Consider the following 18807-nt stretch of genomic DNA (forward strand, 5'->3'; position numbering starts at 1 on the left):
CGACCCGCAAAAGAGGAGACCATGACCAGCTCCACGAAGCCCGCAATCGTCGCCACCGGCCTGCGGAAGTCCTACGGTGACAAGGTAGTGCTGGACGGCATCGACCTGCTGATCACCGAGGGGACGATCTTCGCCCTGCTCGGCCCCAACGGCGCCGGCAAGACCACCACAGTGCAGATTCTCTCCACACTGATCAACGCCGACGGCGGTGCCGCCCGCGTCTTCGGCCACGACCTGACCCGAGCGCCCGACGCGGTACGCGGACTGATCGGCGTCACCGGCCAGTTCTCCGCCGTCGACAACCTGCTCACCGGTAGGGAGAACCTCAACCTGATGGCCGACCTGTGCCACCTGGACAGGGCTGCCGGTCGGCGACGGATCACCGAACTGCTCGACCAGTTCGACCTGACCGAGGCGGCCGGCAAGCCGGTGTCGACGTACTCGGGGGGCATGCGGCGGCGGCTCGACCTCGCGATGACCCTTGTCGGTGCGCCCCGCGTGATCTTCCTCGACGAGCCGACCACCGGCCTCGACCCGCGCAGTCGTCGGGCCATGTGGCACATCATCCGCGCGCTCGCCGCCGAGGGCGTCACCATCCTGCTCACCACCCAGTACCTGGAGGAGGCCGATCATCTCGCCGACCGCGTCGCGTTCCTCGACCATGGTCGGCTGATCGCCGAGGGCACCCCGCGCGAACTCAAGCGGCTCATTCCGGGTGGCCATGTGCTGTTGCAGTTCGCCGACCAGGACGGTCTCGACTCGGCGGCCCGTACGTTCGCCTCCGGCAGGCGGGATGACGCGGCGCTCACCCTCCAGGTGCCGAGCGACGGTGAGGTCGGGTCGCTGCGCTCGCTTCTCGACCACCTCGACAGCGCCTCGATAAGCGTGGCCGGGCTCTCCGTACACACCCCCGACCTCGATGACGTCTTCCTCACCCTCACCGGTCAACCGGACTCCCGGACCGGCCGACCCGACCAGGAAAGGGCCACCGCGCGATGAGCACCCTCTCTCTCGCCGTCCGCGATTCGAGCACCATGTTGCGGCGCAACCTGCTGCACATGCGGCGGTACCCGTCGATGACCTTCCTGCTCATCGGCATTCCGATCATCATCCTGCTGCTCTTCGTCTACGTCTTCGGCGGCACGCTCGGCGCCGGCCTCGGGCCGACCGGCGACCGCGCCCAGTACGCCAACTACGTCACCCCCGGCATCCTGCTCATCACTGTGGTCAGCGCGGCCCAGGGCACCGCCATCTCGGTGGCGATGGACATGACCGAGGGCATCATCGCCCGGTTCCGGACAATGGCGATCTTCCGACCGTCGGTGCTGACGGGTCACGTACTGGGCAGCCTGGTCCAGACCATGATCAGCCTCGCGGCCGTCACCGGTGTGGCGCTGCTCGTCGGATTCCGTCCCACCGCCAACCCGGTCGAGTGGCTCGCGGTGATCGGCGTCCTCGCCATGATCACCTTTGCGCTCACCTGGCTGTCGGTTGCGCTCGGCCTGGTCAGTGACAGTGTCGAGACGGCCAGCAACCTCCCCATGCCGCTGATTCTGCTGCCGTTCCTCGGCAGCGGGTTCGTCCCCACCGACTCCATGCCGGCGCCGGTGCGGGTGTTCGCCGACTACCAGCCCTTCACGCCCGTCATGGAGACCCTGCGCGGCCTGCTCTTCGGCACCGGGATCGGCGCCAACGGAGTCATCGCGGTCATCTGGTGCGTCGTCATCAGCGTGGGTTGCTTCTGCTGGGCCAGGGCCCGGTACAACCGCGGTCGGGTCACCTGACCCCGGCACCGGCTCGACGTCCGCCATCGCGACGGACAGCCGGCGGCTCGGCCCACCAGGCCGAGCCGCCGGCTGTCCCTGTCGCGCGGCCGACGGCGTCGCGCGGGCTGCCCAGGCATCGACCAACTGTCGAATGTTATCGATAACACCGGCCCGGTGTGGGGCCGCGAGGTGAGCCCGTCGTCCGCCGGGGCGCTCGCCGGTGCGCCATCGCGCCGGCCGGTGGCCGGGCTGCGGGTCTGATCAACGGGGCGCGACGCCCCGGTGATGTTATCGCCAACATCATTCCGGCTCGGTCCCGCGTTGCCGGCTGGCGGGTGGCTCGTGGTGGGGGAGGTGCGATACCTGTCGCCCCGCCGACCGAGCGGCGTCCGGTCGGCGTCGGGTTCGTTCGGCGCCCCCCGTCCCGAGTGCCCGTTCGGCGGAAGACATCGGATTCGCGTGCTTTGTGGGGGTCCGCCGACGACGCGCCCGAGTCGGTCGGGCTTCCCCGTTCCGTTACGGAGCTGTTGCGCCTGGATGTCTTGACGAGGCTGGATGTGAGCGTTAACACTATCCCCGTTAACGGTGGAGGTGAACATGAACCGTGTGGACGGAGCTGACGACCGCTACGTCGTCGGTGTCGACTTCGGCACCCTGTCCGGGCGAGCTCTGGTGGTCCGTGTCGGCGATGGTGCCGAGCTGGGGACCGCGGTGCACGAGTACGGCGACGGTGTGATCAGCACGGCACTTCCGGGAGGCCGAGCGCTGCCCCCGGACTGGGCTCTGCAGAACCCGGACGACTACCGCGAGGTGCTGCGTCGCGCTGTCCCGGCGGCGGTGTCCGCCGCGGGGGTGGATCCCGCCGCGGTGGTCGGCATCGGCATCGACTTCACCGCCTGCACGGTGCTGCCCACGCTTGCCGACGGCACCCCACTGTGTGAGACGCCCGAGTTGCGCGACCGGCCGCACGCCTGGGTCAAGCTGTGGAAGCACCACGCCGCGCAGCCGCACGCCGACCGGATCAACGCGCTGGCCCACGAGCGGGCCGAGCCGTGGATCGGCCGCTACGGCGGCAAGATCTCCGCCGAGTGGCAGTACGCCAAGGGCCTGCAGATCCTCGAGGAGGATCCCGAGGTCTACGACCGGGCCGAGCGCTTCGTCGAGGCGGCCGACTGGATCGTCTGGCAGCTCTGCGGCACCGAGACCCGTAACGTCTGCACCGCCGGATACAAGGGCATCCTCCAGGACGGCAAGTACCCGTCCGAGAGCTTCCTGACCGCGCTCAACCCCGACTTCGGCGACTTCGTGACCAAGCTCGACGGTCCGTTGCTGCCGCTCGGCGCGCGGGCCGGCGCGCTCACCGCCCAGGCCGCCGCCTGGACCGGCCTGCCGGAGGGGATCGCGGTGGCCGTCGGCAACGTCGACGCGCACGTCACCGCGGCGTCCGCGCAGGCGGTGGAGCCCGGTCGGCTCGTCGCGATCATGGGCACCTCGACCTGCCACGTCGTCAACGGCGCGCAGGTCGCCGAGGTGGCCGGGATGTGCGGTGTCGTGGACGGCGGCATCAGCCCCGGCGCGTGGGGTTACGAGGCCGGGCAGAGCGGTGTCGGCGACATCTTCGGCTGGTTCGTCAAGCACGCCGCCCCGGCCGGCATCGACTCGCACGAACAGCTCACCGAGCTGGCCGCGAGCCAGCCGGTCGGCGGGCACGGGCTGATCGCGCTCGACTGGTGGAACGGCAACCGCTCGCTGCTCGTCAACCACGACCTCAGCGGGATGATCGTCGGAATGACCCTGGCCACCCGGCCGCAGGACATCTACCGGGCGCTGCTGGAGTCGACCGCCTTCGGCACGCGCATGATCATCGAGGCGTTCGTCGACGCCGGTGTGGCAGTGAACGACCTGGTGATCGCCGGTGGCCTCACCAACAACGCGCTGCTGATGCAGATCTACGCCGACGTGACCCGGCGACCGCTGAACATCATCGCGTCCGCGCAGGGGCCGGCGCTCGGGTCGGCGATCCATGCCGCCGTCGCCGCCGGTGAGTTCCCGTCGATCCACGAAGCGTCGCAGGCGATGGGCCGGGTGCACGAGGCGGTCTACCGTCCGGACCCGGACCGGGCGCGCGCCTACGACGCCCTCTACGCGGAGTACCGGACGCTGCACGACCACTTCGGACGCGGCGGCAACGACGTCATGCTCCGCCTGCGGGCGATCCGTAACGCGGCTGTCGAGACCGCCGCGGCCACGCAGGAGGCCGCGCTGGAGGTGGTCGCGTGACCGCACTCAGCGAGCTGCGCGAGACGGTTGCCCGCCTGCACGCCGAACTCACCCGGTACCACCTGGTCGCCTGGACGGCCGGCAACGTCTCCGCCCGGGTGCCCGGCCGGAACCTCATGGTGATCAAGCCGAGCGGCGTGGGCTACGACGAGCTGACGGCGGACACGATGGTGGTGTGTGACCTCGACGGTGTCCTCGTGGAGGGCGAGTTCGCCCCGTCCAGCGACACCGCCGCCCACGCGTACGTCTACCGGTCCATGCCCGAGGTCGGTGGGGTCGTGCACACCCACAGCTCGTACGCCACCGCCTGGGCGGCGCGGGGGGAGTCGATCCCCTGCTATCTCACCGCCCAGGCCGACGAGTTCGGTGGGGAGATCCCGGTGGGTCCGTTCGCCCTGATCGGCGGCGACGACATCGGCAAGGGCATCGTCAGCACGCTCGCCGGCCACCGCTCACCAGCGGTGCTGATGCGCAATCACGGTGTCTTCACCATCGGCCGTGACGCCCGCGCGGCGGTCAAGGCCGCGGTGATGTGTGAGGACGTGGCTCGTACCGCGCACCTGGCCCGCGCACTCGGGCAGCCGGTGCCGATCGCGCCGGCCGACATCGACGCCCTTCATGACCGCTACCAGAACGTCTACGGTCAACAACCAGTCCCACCGGCGGGTTCCTGACCCTCTGCGGCCACCTCCGACCCGCCGGTCTGCACCACCCCGAAGTAGCAGCACGCAACACCCGCGTACGCCGCTCCTTGCACATCGGCGGTTGGCGCGGTTCCCCACCACACCGAGCCAAGGAGATTCGATGCGAAAGATGCGAATGCACTCCGCTCCGTGGCGCGCTGCCACGGTTCTCGCCAGTGTGCTGCTCGTCGGCAGCATGGCGGCCTGCGGCAACAGCGACACCGGCGGCGGCGACGCCAAGGACGACGGCAAGATCACGATGGGCTTCTCGCAGGTCGGCGCGGAGAGCGGTTGGCGTACCGCGAACACCACCTCGATCAAGGAGTCGGCCGCCGAGGCCGGCATCGAGCTGAAGTTCGACGACGCGCAGCAGAAGCAGGAAAACCAGATCAAGGCGATCCGCAACTACATCCAGCAGAAGGTGGACGTCATCGCCTTCTCGCCGGTGGTGGAATCCGGTTGGGACACCGTCCTCAAGGAGGCCAAGGACGCCGGCATCCCGGTCATCCTGACCGACCGCTCGGTCGACTCGGCGGACAAGAGCCTGTACAAGACGTTCCTCGGCTCGGACTTCGTCAAGGAGGGCCGGCTCGCCGGTGAGTGGCTGGTCGAGCAGAAGAAGTCCGCCACCGGTCCGGTGAACATCGTCGAGCTGCAGGGCAACACCGGTGCGGCGCCGGCGAACGACCGCAAGAAGGGCTTCGGCGAGGCGATCGCCGCCAACCCGAACCTGAAGATCATCGCCTCCCAGCCGGGTGACTTCACCCGCGCCGGTGGCAAGCAGGTGATGGAGCAGTTCCTCAAGGCCAACCCGAAGATCGACGTGCTGTTCGCGCACAACGACGACATGGGTCTGGGCGCGCTCGAGGCGATCACCGCCGCCGGCAAGACGCCGGGCAAGGACATCACCATCATCACTGTCGACGCCGTCAAGGATGGGATGCAGGCCCTCGCCGACGGGAAGTTCAACTTCATCGCGGAGTGCAGCCCGCTGCTCGGCCCGCAGCTGATGGACCTGGCCAAGAAGGTCCACGCGGGTGAGACGGTGCCGGCTCGGATCGAGACCCAGGAGACCACCTTCACCCAGGAGCAGGCCAAGGAGGCTCTGCCCAACCGCAAGTACTGATCGACGTCGGGGGGCCGCCGCGCTCGCGTGGCGGCCCCGCCTCGTCGCCCCATAAACCCGAACGGACCGGGCATGACCCGCGATGACCCGCGCCACGCCCGCCCGAGCCGCCCGCAGGGGCGGCCGGGCGGGCGCGGTGGGAGCGCAGCGGCCCTTCCGCGTCGACAACCCCCAGAAGAGGTCTGATGGGATGACGGATAGCCGTCCGGTCCTGACGATGACCGGGATCAGCAAGTCCTTTCCCGGGGTGCGCGCACTCCACGACGTCAACTTCCGGCTTTTTCCCGGCGAGGTGCACGCCCTGATGGGCGAGAACGGCGCCGGCAAGTCGACACTCATCAAGGTGCTGACCGGCGTCTACGACACCGACGACGGCGCCGTCACGCTGGACGGCGAGCCGGTGTCCTTCAGCGGGCCGATGCAGGCGACCGCGGCCGGCGTGAGCACCGTGTTCCAGGAGGTCAACCTCTGCACCAACCTCTCGGTGGCGGAGAACATCTTCATCGGCCGGGAGCCCCGGCTGCTGGGCGCCGTCCGCTGGGGTGAGGTGCGCCGGCGCGCCCGGGCCCTGTTGGCCCGCCTCGACCTCGACCTCGACGTCAGCGCGCCGCTCGGCTCGTACTCGCTGGCGATCCAGCAGATGGTCGCCATCGCCCGCGCGATCGACATCAAGGCCCGGGTGCTGATCCTGGACGAGCCGACGTCCAGCCTCGACGCCGGCGAGGTGGCGCAGTTGTTCCGCATCATGCGGCAACTGCGCGACGAGGGCATCGCGATCCTGTTCGTGACGCACTTCCTCGACCAGGTCTACGAGATCGCGGACCGCATCACCGTGCTGCGCAACGGTGGGCTCGTCGGCGAGTACCTGACCGCCGAGCTGCCCCAGCTCTCCCTCGTCGAGAAGATGATCGGCAAGGAACTCGACGTGCTCGAGGGCATCGAGGAGCACTCCCGGCGGGACCTGGCCGCGCTGGAGGAGGGCACCCCCCTGGTGGCGGTGTCGAACTTCGGTCGCTCGGGCGCGGTCGAGCCGTTCAGCCTCACCATCCACGCCGGCGAGGTGGTGGGCCTGGCCGGCCTGCTGGGCTCGGGGCGTACCGAAGTCGCGCGGTTGTTGTTCGGCGCCGACAAAACCGACGGCGGTCAGGTGGCCATCGACGGCACGTCCAGCAGCCTGCGGACCCCCGCGCAGGCCATCGACCACGGCGTCGGCTTCTGCTCGGAGAACCGCCGGGCGGAAGGCATCGTCGCCGACCTGTCGGTCCGCGAGAACATGATCCTCGCCATGCAGGCGGCCCGCGGCTGGCTGCGACCCATTCCGCGTCGTCGTCAGGACGAGCTTGTCGACAAGTACGTCAAGGCGCTCAACATCCGGCCCGCGGACCCGGAGGTGCCGGTCCGCAACCTCTCCGGTGGCAACCAGCAGAAGGTTCTCCTGGCCCGGTGGTTGATTACCGAGCCTCGACTGTTGATCCTCGACGAGCCGACCCGGGGCATCGACATCGGCGCGAAGACCGAGATCCAGAAACTCGTGACGCAGCTCTCCGACGGTGGCATGGCGGTGCTGTTCATCTCCGCCGAGTTGGAGGAGGTGCTGCGGCTCAGTCACAAGGTGGCGGTGATGCGGGACCGGCAGATGGTCGCGCAGCTCGCGAACGACGACAGCCTCGACGCCGACCGCATCATGCAGACCATCGCGAGTGGATCCCACCGCGAGGAGGCAGACCGATGAACGACACAATGAGCCGCTACCGGACGGTCACCGGTCACCGGCTGTTCTGGCCCGCCGCCGTGCTGATCGTGATGCTCGCCGCGAACACGATCTACCGGCCCGGGTTCCTGTCCATCGAGCTGAAGGACGGGCACCTGTACGGCACGCCGATCGACATCCTGCGGCTGAGCGCACCGTTGATCCTTGTCGCGCTGGGGATGACCCTTGTCATCTCCACCGGCGGCATCGACCTGTCGGTCGGCTCACTCTGCGCGATCAGCGGCGCGATCGCCTGCATGTACATCAGCAAGCAGCCCGACCAGAACAGCCTCGGCGTGGTGCTGACCGCCCTCGCGTTGGCGCTCGGCGTCTCGCTCGTGCTCGGCGCCTGGAACGGCGTGCTGGTGGCCGTGATCGGCATCCAGCCGATCATCGCCACCCTGATCCTGATGGTGGCCGGCCGGGGCCTCGCCCAGCTGATCACCGAGGGCCAGATCATCACCATCAACTCCGAGCCGTACCGGGCGATCGGGCTGGGTCACGCGCTGACCCTGCCGCTTGCCATCTTCATCGCCCTCGCCGCGGCCCTGCTCGTGGCCGCGTTCACCCGCCGCACCGCGCTCGGCATGATCGTCGAGTCGGTGGGCGGTAACGCGGTGGCGAGTCGCCTCGCCGGCATCCGGTCCGGCCGGGTCATCTTCCTCGTGTACGTGATCAGCGCCGCGTGCGCCGCGATCGCCGGGTTCATGATGACGGCGAACGTCTCCAGTGCCGACGGTAACGCCGCCGGCCTCTGGGTGGAGTTGGACGCCATTCTCGCGGTGGTCATCGGTGGCACGTCCCTCGCGGGCGGTCGGTTCTTCCTCAGCGGCACCATCATCGGTGCGCTGATCATCCAGACCCTGACCACCACGGTGTACGCCATGGACATCTCGCCGCAGACCGCGCTGCTGTTCAAGGCGGTCGTCGTGATCGCCGTCTGCCTCATCCAGGCACCGGCCTTCCGGGCCCGGTTCACCCGCCGCAGGCGCAGCGCGTCACCGGCCGCCGCCATCGCCGACAAGCCGAAGGAGCAGGTGCCGGCATGACCACTGGAACGCTTACCGCCGGTCGTAACCGGTTCCGGCTGCCGAGGAAGCAGATCCCGGTCCTGGCGACGCTCGCCCTGCTGCTGGTGATGTACGGCATCGGGGTGTCGCAGTACACGGCGTTCTCCAACGTGCAGGTCATCTTCAACGTCTTCATCGACAACGGCTTCCTGCTCGTGGTCGCGATCGGGATGACCTTCGTGATCCTCACCGGCGGCATCGACCTGTCGGTCGGTTCCGTCGTGGCGATGACGGCGATGGTGTCGGCCTGGCTCCTGCAGGAGGGCCTGCCCGCGGCGCTGGTGCTCGTGATCGCCCTGCTCATCGGCCCGACCCTCGGCCTGCTGATGGGCTGCGCCATCCACTTCTTCGAGATCCAGCCGTTCATCGTCACGCTCGCCGGGATGTTCTTCGCCCGGGGCATGTGCACGTTGATCTCCGGCTCGTCCATTCCGATCACCGACGGGTTCTGGACCAGGATGTCGCAGGAGCGCATCGGCGATCCCCGGGGCAACTTCGTCTCGATAAGCGTGCTCATCGCGTTCGTCGTGCTCGCCATCGCCGCGTACGTGCTGGCCTACACCCGGCTGGGCCGCAACGTGTACGCCATCGGCGGCAACCCCCAGTCGGCCCTGCTGATGGGCCTGCCGGTGGGGCGGACCCGGATCGCCGTCTACACGATCAGCGGCCTGTGCTCCGCGATCGGTGGGATCCTGCTGTCCTTCTACACCCTCTCCGGTGCGCCACTGATCGCCGTCGGCATGGAGCTCGACGTCATCGCCGCCGTCGTCATCGGTGGCACCGTGCTCACCGGGGGCGCGGGTTACGTCTTCGGAACGGTGCTGGGCGTGCTGGTCCTGGGCGTGATCCAGACCCTCATCACCTTCGATGGGAGCCTCAACTCCTGGTGGACCAAGATCGTGATCGGCGGCCTGCTCTTCGCGTTCATCCTCCTCCAGCGCCTCATCGGAATCCGTTACAAGTGACAGTTCCTCTCGCGGAAGGCAACCCCATGGCACCACACACCGAACCCGAGATCTGGTTCCTCACCGGCAGCCAAGGCATGTACGGCGAGGAGACGCTCCGGCAGGTCGCCGAGCAGTCTCGCCAGATCGCGGCCGCGCTCGACGACTCGCCGCAGATTCCCGCCCGGGTGGTCTGGAAGCCCGTCCTGACCAACAGCGGTGAGATCCTGCAGGTCTGTCGGGAGGCCGCCGCCCAGGGTGCCGTCGGGGTCATCGCCTGGATGCACACCTTCTCGCCGGCGAAGATGTGGATTTCCGGTCTGGACGCGTTGCAGACGCCGCTGCTGCACCTGCACACGCAGGCGAACGTCGTGCTGCCGTGGAACGACATCGACATGGACTTCATGAACCTGAACCAGGCCGCCCACGGCGACCGTGAGTTCGGGTACATCCAGACCCGCCTCGGCGTGGCCCGCAAGACGGTGGCCGGGCACGTCAGCGACCCGCGGGTGTCGGCCCGGGTCGGGGCGTGGGCCCGCGCCGCGATCGGCTGGTCGGCGATGCGGTCGCTGCGGCTGGCCCGCTTCGGCGACAACATGCGCGACGTGGCGGTGACCGAGGGCGACAAGGTCGAGGCGGAGCTGCGGTTCGGGGTGTCGGTGAACACCTACGGCGTCAACGACCTGGTCGAGGTGGTCGGCCAGGTCACCGACGCGCAGGTGAACGAGCTGGTCAAGGAGTACGAGGCCACCTACCGGATCGTCGGTGACCTGCTGTCCGGGGGCGAGCGGCACGACTCCCTGCGGTACGCGGCCCGCCTGGAGTTGGGCATGCGCGCGTTCCTGGACGCGGGCGGGTTCCGGGCCTTCACCACCAACTTCGAGGACCTCGGCGGCCTGCGTCAGCTGCCGGGCATCGCGGTGCAGCGGCTGATGGCCGACGGCTACGGCTTCGGTGGCGAGGGCGACTGGAAGACCTCGGTCCTGGTGCACACGCTCAAGGCGATGTCGGTGGGCGTGGACGGCGGCACGTCGTTCATGGAGGACTACACCTACGACCTCACGCCGGGCAACGAGTTGGTGCTGGGCGCCCACATGCTGGAGGTCTGCCCGACGATCGCCGCCGACGTGCCCAACGTGGAGATCCACCCGTTGAGCATCGGTGGCCGGGAGGACCCGGTCCGGCTGGTGTTCGACGCCGCACCCGGTCCGGCGGTGGTGCTCGGGCTCTCCGACATGGGGGAGCGTTTCCGGCTGGTGGCCAACGAGATCGACGTGGTGGCCCCGCCGCAGCCGTTGCGCCGGTTGCCGGTGGCCCGTGCCGTCTGGCGTCCGCGCCCCGACCTGCCGGTCTCGGCCGAGGCGTGGATCACCGCAGGCGCCCCGCACCACACAGTGCTGTCGCAGGCGGTGGGGGTGGAGGAGCTGCACGACCTGGCGGAGATGAGTCGCACCGAGCTGGTCGTCATCGACGCCGACACGGAGCCCCGCCGCTTCGCCGACGAGCTCCGCTGGAACCAGGCCTACTACCGGCTGGCTCGCGGCTTCTGAGCGACGCCCTCGCCGCGATCGGACACATCGGGTGGTCCATCCCTGCCTGCGGGCGGGGGTGGGCCACCCGTTCGCGTCTACGCCAGCAGGGCCACGAGGCGGTTGTGTTACGCCTTGACTAACAGCATGTTATCGCTCACAGTCTATAGCCAAGATGGTCGATGTCGTTGGCTGGTCCGGCCGCGTGCGCGTCCTACCCGGCGGTTTCGGCACCTCGTCACCGCGACGGTCGGGCGATCGGTGTTAGCGATCACATGGCCGGGCCTGGCCAGCTCGGTGCCCCGCCCGGTGCCGCGGACGCCGGCCCAGACCGCACGGTTCGCGTCAGCAGAGGAGGATCATGCTTTCCATCGGTCGGGTTCCCCGGGGTGCGCCACGACGGCGCGGGTGGCTGTCGAGACTCGCCGTCGCCGCTATGGTGCTTGTGGTCGGTGGCGCGGCCGCGGCGGTGGCCGCGGCGCCCGCGTCAGCGGCAACTGTCGACACCAGCGCCTGGTACGTGTTGGTGAACCGCAACAGTGGCAAGGCGGTGGACGTCTACAACCTGGCCACGAATGACGGCGCCCGGATCACCCAGTGGACGCGCAACAACGGCAACCAGCAGCAGTGGCAGTTCGTCGACTCCGGCGGCGGCTACTACCGGCTCAAGTCGAGGTTGTCGGGCAAGGTGCTCGACGTCTCCGGCTTCTCCACCGCCAACGGCGGGGCGATCGTGCAGTGGACCGACAACAACAGCACCAACCAGCAGTTCCGGTTGACCGACTCGGACAGCGGCTACGTCCGGCTGACCAACCGCAACAGCAACAAGGTGATGGAGGTGCAGAGCGCCTCGACCGCCGACGGCGGCAACATCGTCCAGTACGACGACTGGAACGGCACCAACCAGCAGTGGCAACTGGTCCGCGTCGATGGTGGCAGCAACCCCACCACGCCGCCCCCCACCACCACGCCACCGCCGTCGAACGGCACGTACACGAACCCGGTGGTCTGGCAGGACTTCGCCGACGTCGACATCATCCGGGTGGACAACGCCTACTACATGTCGGCCTCCACCATGCACTACTCACCGGGTGCGCCGGTACTGCGCTCGTACGACCTGGTGAACTGGGAGTACGCCGGGCACTCCGTGCCCCGGCTCGACTTCGGTTCGAAGTACGACATGAGCGGCGGCAACGCGTACGTCGACGGGATCTGGGCGTCGACGTTGAACTACCGCCCGAGCAACAGGACGTACTACTGGGCCGGCTGCATCGACTTCGCGCAGACCCACATCTACACCGCGTCCGCCGTCGACGGCACCTGGAGCAAGCACACCACCATCCCCAACTGCTACTACGACGCCGGGATGCTGATCGACGACAACGACACCATGTACGTGGCGTACGGCAACGGCACGATCAGCGTCGCGCAGCTGTCCGCCGACGGGAAGTCCCAGGTCCGCGCCCAGCAGGTGTACCAGACGCCGTCCAGCATCGGGACGCTTGAGGGTGCGCGCTTCTACAAGCGCAACGGCGCCTACTACATCTGGCTCACCCGCCCGGCCAACGGCCAGTACGTGCTGAAGTCGACGAACGGCCCGTTCGGCCCGTACGAGCAGCGGCAGGTGCTGCTCAACCTGCCCGGCCCGATCTCCGGTGGCGGCGTGCCGCACCAGGGTGGGCTGGTGCAGACCCAGAACGGCGACTGGTACTACATGTCCTTCGTCGACGCGTACCCCGGCGGTCGGATGCCGGCGATGGCCCCGATCACCTGGACCGGCGACGGCTGGCCCGTGCTGCAGACGGTCAACGGCACGTGGGGCACCACGTACCCGAAGCCGAACCTGCCCGCGCCGCCGCGAGCGGTCAAGCCGCTCACCGGCACCGACACGTTCGCCGGCACCACCCTAGGACCGCAGTGGGAGTGGAACCACAACCCCGACAACAGCAAGTGGTCGGTGAACAACGGGCTGAACCTGCAGACCGCCACCGTCACCGGCGACCTGTACAAGGCGCGCAACACGCTCACCCACCGGATCCAGGGCCCCACCTCGACGGCCACCATCGAGTTGGACTACTCCACGATGCGCGACGGTGACCGCACCGGCCTGGCGGTGTTGCGCAACTCGTCAGCGTGGATCGGGATCCGGCGGGACAACGGGTCCACCCGTCTGGTCATGCAGAACGGGCTCACGATGGACGGCAGTTGGAACACCACGAGCACCGGCAGCGAGGTGGCCAGCACCGCCGTCTCCGGTGGCCGGATCTGGTTGCGCGCCAACGCCGACATCAGACCGGGATCCGGCCGACAGGCTCGCTTCTCGTACAGCACGGACGGGGTCAACTTCACCTCGTTCGGCAATGCCCTGACCCTGGCGAACAACTGGCAGTTCTTCATGGGTTACCGGTTCGCCATCTTCAACCACGCAACGCAGGCGCTCGGCGGCGCGGTCACGGTCCGCCGATTCGACCTGACCACGCCGTGACGCCCGTCACACGGCTGTCGGTTTGACAGGTGGCGTCGACGAGCGTCTGCCCGCCCGGCACGCGCAGTCGGCGCCACCACGTCAGGCTCCCGGTTGGCCTGCTCCACGCTCTGTCCAGGAGCGTGGAGCAGGTTTGCGTGCCAGCGCAGTCGGCGGCCGCACGCCGGTCGGCCGCATACCGGGCGTGGGAAAAGCGTTGTGCGGCTTCGGCACGTTCCACAGTCCGGCCACCGCGGTGGCGTATTCGAAGCGGTTGCTGGCGTAGACTGACGGCGATTCAGCGCTGGTCACCTGGGATTCAGCACCGGCGTGGTGGCTGAGCCAGGGGGATCGGGCCGGGCCGCTCCAGTCGACGTCGACGGGCCGCGGGCCGGAGACGTAGCGGGGAGAGTGAAATGGCCGTCCACGGTCCCGCGATGACAGATGTCGCTCGTCTGGCCGGCGTCTCCCATCAGACGGTGTCGCGGGTGCTCAACGGGCACCCCAACGTTCGTGAGCAGACCCGGCTTCGGGTGCGGGCGGCGATCGCCGAACTCGGCTACCGTCCCAACGGCGCGGCTCGTGCCCTGGTGACCGGCCGGTCCCAGGTCATTGGGGTGGTCGCACAGAACACCACGCTCTACGGCCCGGCGTCGATGCTGGCCGCGTTGGAACAGACCGCCGCCGAAGAGGGTTTCGCGGTGAGCGTCGGCAGCGTGCGAAACCTGGACCACCGTTCCATCTCGGCCGCCGTCGAGCGACACCTGTCGCACCGGGTCGCCGGCATCGTGGTCATCGCACCTGTCGAGTCGGCGGGTGAGGCGCTGGAACGACTGCCGCAGGATGTCCCGCTTGTCACTGTCGACGGCGACCCGAGCCGGCCGGTGCCGTTGGTGACCGTCGACCAGGTGGCGGGCGCCCGCGCGGCGACCCAGCACCTGCTCGACGCGGGGCACCGCACCGTCTGGCACGTCTCGGGGCCGTTCGACTGGTTCGACAGCGTCGGCCGGATCGACGGCTGGCGGGAGGCGCTGCTGACGGCCGGGGTGGACCCGCCGCCGCTGATGCCGGGGGACTGGTCCGCCGCGTCGGGTTACCGGTGCGGGCAGATGTTGGCGAGGATGCCGGAGGTCACCGCGGTCTTCACCGCCAACGACCATCTCGCGCTGGGCGTGCTGCGGGCGTTGCACGAGTTCGGCCGGCGGGTGCCGCACGACATCAGCGTGGTCGGCTTCGACGATGTGCCGGAGGCGGCATACTTCATCCCGCCGCTGACCACCGTCCGTCCCGACTTCGACGCGGTGGCGCGGGCGAGCCTACAGATGCTGCTGACCCAGATCGAATCGGGCACCGGTGGGGCCTTGCGGCAGACGATCGCCCCGGCCCTGGTTGCCCGGGGGAGCGTCGCGCCACCGCAGCGCTGACAGTCGGGCCGACGGCCGCCGGACGCGGCGTTCACCAGCGTGACCGGCGCTGCCCGGTGGGGGTGCCCGGTGCCGTGCTCACCTCGCCGCGATACGCGCCGTCACGATCGGTTAGACGTAGGTCAATCGAACTGGGCGTTTCCTCATCGACAAGTAGCGATGCAACTGTCGGGGAGCTATTGAACCTCGTGAAATCTCACCGTAACATGATGGGCGTCTCTGTTAACGCTAACAAGAATCGGCGTCCCACTTCCGGCCCAGCACTCGGATCGTAGTCACGGGCGGGCGCCACCGACAAGGAGGCTCGATGAACCGCATCACCCGAGGTCGACGCTGGGGGAGCGTACTAGCGGCCGGAGTGCTGGTCGCCGGCGCTCTGGTCGGCCTCCGCGCCCCTGCGGCGCAGGCACTTGACAACGGGGTCGCACGCACTCCGCCCATGGGCTGGAATTCGTGGAACTCGTTCGGTTGCAACATCAACGAAGGCCTGATCCGGCAGTCAGCGGATGCGATCGTCAACAGCGGGATGCGGGACCTCGGTTACGAGTACGTCGTCGTCGACGACTGTTGGTTCAACCCGAACCGGGACAGCTCCGGCAACCTCCAGGGCGACCCGAGCCGGTTCCCGAGTGGGATGAAGGCGCTCGGCGACTACCTGCACTCCCGGGGCCTGAAGTTCGGTCTCTACCAGGTGCCTGTCGACAAGACCTGCGCGCAGTACTTCAACTCTTACCCCGGTGCCACCGGCAGCCGCGGGCACGAGGCGCAGGACGCCCGCCAGTTCGCCGCCTGGGGTGTGGACTTCCTCAAGTACGACTGGTGCTCGCCGGAGGGCAGCATCAACGACCAGGTGACCACCTTCGCCCGGATGCGTGACGCGCTGGCCGCCACCGGCCGCCCGATCGTCTACAGCATCAACTCGAACAGCATCCACGCCAAGACCGGCCCGCAGCGCAACTGGGGCGACGTGGCGAACATGTGGCGTACCACCGAGGACATCACCAACGCGTGGGACACCGGCCAGACCAACGGTTACCCGATGGGCATCCAGAACATCATCAACGTGACGGTTCCGCTGGCCTCGTACGCGCGGCCCGGCGGCTTCAACGATCCCGACATGATGGAGATCGGCCGCGGCGGCATGAACGACACGGAGATGCGCAGCCACTTCGCGATGTGGGCGATCATGGCGTCTCCACTGATCGCCGGCAACGACGTCCGGAACATGAACTCCGCGACGCAGACCATCCTGAAGAACGCCAACCTGATCGCGATCAACCAGGACTCGCTCGGCCTGCAGGGGACGCAGGTCTCCTTCGACGGCACCCGTCGGGTGCTCGCCAAGCGACTGGCAAACGGTGATGTCGCAGTCGCCCTGTTCAACCAGGGTGGCTCGACGACGACGATCTCCACCACGGCCGCCGCCGTCGGCAAGTCCGGCAGCTCGTTCACGCTGGTCGAGGCGTGGTCCGGTGCCACCACCTCCAGCAGCGGCACGATCAGCGCCAGCGTTCCGGCGCACGGCACTGTGGTCTACCGGGTCAGCGGTGGCGGCACGACTCCGCCGACGACCCCGCCGCCGACCACCCCGCCGCCGACCACGTCGGGCGCGTTCGCCAGTGTCGCCTCAGGCCGCTGCCTCGACGTGCCGGCGAGCAACACCACGAACGGCACCCAGCCGGTGATCTGGGACTGCAACGGCGCCGCCAACCAGCGCTGGACCGCGAACGGTCAGACCCTGCAGTCGCTCGGTAAGTGCCTGGACGCGCCGCTGAACGCCACGGCCGGCACCAAGGCGCAGATCTGGGACTGCAACGGCGGAACCAACCAGCAGTGGACCATCAACACCAACGGCACGATCAGCAACAACCAGTCCGGCCTCTGCCTCGACGTCAACAACAACGGCACGGCCAACGGCACCACGGTGCTCCTCTGGACCTGCACCGGGGCGGCGAACCAACGGTGGACGCGGCGATAACCGACCAGGTCCGTCGACCGACCAGGTCGCGGCCGCCCGCCTGATCCGACCGCCCGCCAGGTGCCCGCGGACGACACCCGTCGTCCGCGGGCACCTCTGCGTCAGCCGACCCTGCTGCCCGGCCGGTGGTGGCTCGGCCCGGTGGCGTGACGCCCTGGTGGCGCGGCCGGTGGGCCCGCCCGATGGCTTGGCCTCCCGGCCCGGCGGTGGCTGCGGCCCGGTGGTGGCCTCCCGGCCCGGCGGTGGCTGCGGCCCGGTGGTGGCCTCCCGGCCCGGCGGTGGCTGCGGCCCGGTGGTGGCCTCTCGGGCCGACGGTGGCTGCGGCCCGGTGGTGGCCTCTCGGGCCGACGGTGGTGGGCTGCGACGGTCTCCCCGGCGGCTTCCGCACCGGCACCGATCGATGCCGTGATCCCAGGTCGGAGCCACTGCGGCCGACGACCCCATGCATCGGGAGGCCTCCGTTACGAGACCGTGACACCGGTATTTCGGATCAGGTGTTGACGTGCCGTATGTGAGCGCTAACACTACCCCGAAAGGTGACAGTTTTGGCCCCGGCACTCGACGGGGGAATCCAGAGAGGAGAAGCCGGTGCGCAGGAGATTCCTGGTTGCTCTCGGCGGCGCGGTGCTGACGCTGAGTATGGCAGCGTGCAGTGGCGGGGGCGCGGGCAGCGGCGACGACAAGAGCGCCGACAAGCCTGGCGACCTGACCATCGGTGTGTCGATGCCGACCCAGACCTCGGAGCGGTGGATCGCCGACGGCAACGCCGTGAAGTCCAAGCTTGAGGCCAAGGGCTACAAGGTCGACCTCCAGTACGCCGGCGACGACATCCCGACCCAGTCGCAGCAGGTCGACCAGATGATCACTCAGGGCGCCGACGTCCTGGTCATCGCCGCGATCGACGGCACCGCGCTCAGCAGCCAGCTGCAGGCCGCCGCCGACGCGAAGATCCCGGTCATCTCCTACGACCGGCTGATCCGCGGCAGCAAGAACGTCGACTTCTACGTCAGCTTCGACAACTACAAGGTCGGCGTCGCCCAGGGCACCGGGCTGCTCGTCGGTCTCGGCCTGCTGAACAAGGACGGCTCGAAGGGCACGGCCAAGGGTCCGTTCAACATCGAACTCTTCGCCGGCTCGCTCGACGACAACAACACCCAGTACTTCTTCAACGGCGCGATGGACACGCTGAAGCCGTTCATCGACAACGGCACGCTCGTCGTCAAGTCGAAGCAGACGACCCCCGAGCAGGTCGCCACCCTGCGGTGGCAGCAGGAGACCGCGCAGAAGCGGATGGAGAACCTGCTCACCTCCAGCTACAACGACGGCTCGAAGGTCGACGGCGTGCTGTCGCCGTACGACGGCATCTCCCGGGGCATCATCACCGCCCTGCAGAACGCCGGCTACGGCACCGCCGCCAAGAAGCTCCCGCCGGTGACCGGTCAGGACGCCGAGATCGCCTCGATCAAGCTGATCAACGACGGTGTGCAGAGCTCCACGGTCTTCAAGGACACCCGCCTGCTGGCCGACCAGGCCGTGAACGCGGCCGAGGCGTTCCTGCAGAAGAAGGAGCCGCAGGCCAACGACACCAAGACGTACGACAACGGTGTCAAGGTCGTCCCGGCGTACCTGCTCCCGATCGTGACGGTCTACAAGGACGACATCAAGACCGCGCTGATCGACTCCGGCTACTGGACGGCGGAAGAGGTCGCCGCCGGTCAGGCCAAGAAGTAAACCAATCGTCGGGCCCGGCGGTCGCCGCCGGGCCCGACGTCTGGGCGTACCGTGTCCAGACC

Annotated in this window: 13 protein-coding genes; all 13 read left to right on the forward strand. The window is 68.7% G+C overall.

Features of this window, described 5'->3' with window-relative positions; genetic code table 11:
* Positions 1-21 precede the first annotated feature (21 nt).
* The 13 genes from AB0B86_RS20945 to chvE all read left to right on the forward strand — a co-directional run bounded on the left by AB0B86_RS20945 (position 22) and on the right by chvE (position 18745).
* The gene (locus AB0B86_RS20945) at positions 22-999 is read left to right on the forward strand and encodes an ATP-binding cassette domain-containing protein (RefSeq protein ID WP_357404431.1); all 978 of its coding nucleotides are present in this window, start codon (positions 22-24) and stop codon (positions 997-999) included.
* Positions 996-1784 (forward strand): ABC transporter permease, encoded by a 789-nt coding sequence (locus tag AB0B86_RS20950; protein WP_357404429.1) that lies wholly within the window; start codon positions 996-998, stop codon positions 1782-1784. The genes AB0B86_RS20945 and AB0B86_RS20950 overlap by 4 nt, the downstream gene beginning before the upstream one ends.
* A gap of 579 nt (positions 1785-2363) precedes the next feature.
* Positions 2364-4046: a ribulokinase gene (gene araB / locus AB0B86_RS20955; RefSeq protein WP_357419462.1), complete on the forward strand. Its 1683-nt coding sequence runs from the start codon at positions 2364-2366 to the stop codon at positions 4044-4046.
* The gene (locus AB0B86_RS20960; protein ID WP_357404425.1) at positions 4043-4720 is read left to right on the forward strand and encodes an L-ribulose-5-phosphate 4-epimerase; all 678 of its coding nucleotides are present in this window, start codon (positions 4043-4045) and stop codon (positions 4718-4720) included. The genes araB and AB0B86_RS20960 overlap by 4 nt, the downstream gene beginning before the upstream one ends.
* Positions 4721-4850: 130 nt before the next feature.
* Positions 4851-5855 (forward strand): ABC transporter substrate-binding protein, encoded by a 1005-nt coding sequence (locus AB0B86_RS20965; protein ID WP_357404423.1) that lies wholly within the window; start codon positions 4851-4853, stop codon positions 5853-5855.
* A gap of 190 nt (positions 5856-6045) precedes the next feature.
* On the forward strand, positions 6046-7587 hold the full coding sequence (locus tag AB0B86_RS20970) for a sugar ABC transporter ATP-binding protein (protein ID WP_357404420.1): 1542 nt from the start codon (positions 6046-6048) through the stop codon (positions 7585-7587).
* Complete coding sequence (locus tag AB0B86_RS20975) at positions 7584-8654, forward strand: ABC transporter permease (protein ID WP_357404418.1); 1071 nt, start codon at positions 7584-7586, stop codon at positions 8652-8654. The genes AB0B86_RS20970 and AB0B86_RS20975 overlap by 4 nt, the downstream gene beginning before the upstream one ends.
* Entirely contained in the window at positions 8651-9640 is a 990-nt protein-coding gene (gene yjfF, locus AB0B86_RS20980) for a galactofuranose ABC transporter, permease protein YjfF (RefSeq protein ID WP_357404416.1), read from the forward strand. Before AB0B86_RS20975 ends, yjfF begins: the two co-directional genes overlap by 4 nt.
* Positions 9641-9666: 26 nt before the next feature.
* Complete coding sequence (gene araA / locus AB0B86_RS20985; RefSeq protein WP_357404414.1) at positions 9667-11169, forward strand: L-arabinose isomerase; 1503 nt, start codon at positions 9667-9669, stop codon at positions 11167-11169.
* A gap of 340 nt (positions 11170-11509) precedes the next feature.
* On the forward strand, positions 11510-13633 hold the full coding sequence (locus tag AB0B86_RS20990; protein WP_357404412.1) for a family 43 glycosylhydrolase: 2124 nt from the start codon (positions 11510-11512) through the stop codon (positions 13631-13633).
* A 416-nt stretch (positions 13634-14049) separates the two neighbouring features.
* The gene (locus AB0B86_RS20995; protein ID WP_357404410.1) at positions 14050-15036 is read left to right on the forward strand and encodes a LacI family DNA-binding transcriptional regulator; all 987 of its coding nucleotides are present in this window, start codon (positions 14050-14052) and stop codon (positions 15034-15036) included.
* Between the two features lie 307 nt (positions 15037-15343).
* Complete coding sequence (locus AB0B86_RS21000; RefSeq protein ID WP_357404408.1) at positions 15344-17014, forward strand: ricin-type beta-trefoil lectin domain protein; 1671 nt, start codon at positions 15344-15346, stop codon at positions 17012-17014.
* Positions 17015-17602: 588 nt separating this feature from the next.
* On the forward strand, positions 17603-18745 hold the full coding sequence (gene chvE / locus AB0B86_RS21005; RefSeq protein WP_357404406.1) for a multiple monosaccharide ABC transporter substrate-binding protein: 1143 nt from the start codon (positions 17603-17605) through the stop codon (positions 18743-18745).
* Positions 18746-18807 lie beyond the last annotated feature (62 nt).

It is taken from the genome of Micromonospora sp. NPDC049047, assembly GCF_040649135.1.
Taxonomy (GTDB): domain Bacteria; phylum Actinomycetota; class Actinomycetes; order Mycobacteriales; family Micromonosporaceae; genus Micromonospora.

Excerpts from the sequence above, each read along its gene's own strand:
- AB0B86_RS20945 (WP_357404431.1), top strand. The coding sequence starts at position 22 with ATGACCAGCTCCACGAAGCCCGCAATCGTCGCCACCGGCCTGCGGAAG.
- AB0B86_RS20950 (WP_357404429.1), top strand. The coding sequence starts at position 996 with ATGAGCACCCTCTCTCTCGCCGTCCGCGATTCGAGCACCATGTTGCGG.
- araB (WP_357419462.1), top strand. The coding sequence starts at position 2,364 with ATGAACCGTGTGGACGGAGCTGACGACCGCTACGTCGTCGGTGTCGAC.
- AB0B86_RS20965 (WP_357404423.1), top strand. The coding sequence starts at position 4,851 with ATGCGAAAGATGCGAATGCACTCCGCTCCGTGGCGCGCTGCCACGGTT.
- AB0B86_RS20970 (WP_357404420.1), top strand. The coding sequence starts at position 6,046 with ATGACGGATAGCCGTCCGGTCCTGACGATGACCGGGATCAGCAAGTCC.
- AB0B86_RS20975 (WP_357404418.1), top strand. The coding sequence starts at position 7,584 with ATGAACGACACAATGAGCCGCTACCGGACGGTCACCGGTCACCGGCTG.
- yjfF (WP_357404416.1), top strand. The coding sequence starts at position 8,651 with ATGACCACTGGAACGCTTACCGCCGGTCGTAACCGGTTCCGGCTGCCG.
- araA (WP_357404414.1), top strand. The coding sequence starts at position 9,667 with ATGGCACCACACACCGAACCCGAGATCTGGTTCCTCACCGGCAGCCAA.
- AB0B86_RS20990 (WP_357404412.1), top strand. The coding sequence starts at position 11,510 with ATGCTTTCCATCGGTCGGGTTCCCCGGGGTGCGCCACGACGGCGCGGG.
- AB0B86_RS20995 (WP_357404410.1), top strand. The coding sequence starts at position 14,050 with ATGACAGATGTCGCTCGTCTGGCCGGCGTCTCCCATCAGACGGTGTCG.
- AB0B86_RS21000 (WP_357404408.1), top strand. The coding sequence starts at position 15,344 with ATGAACCGCATCACCCGAGGTCGACGCTGGGGGAGCGTACTAGCGGCC.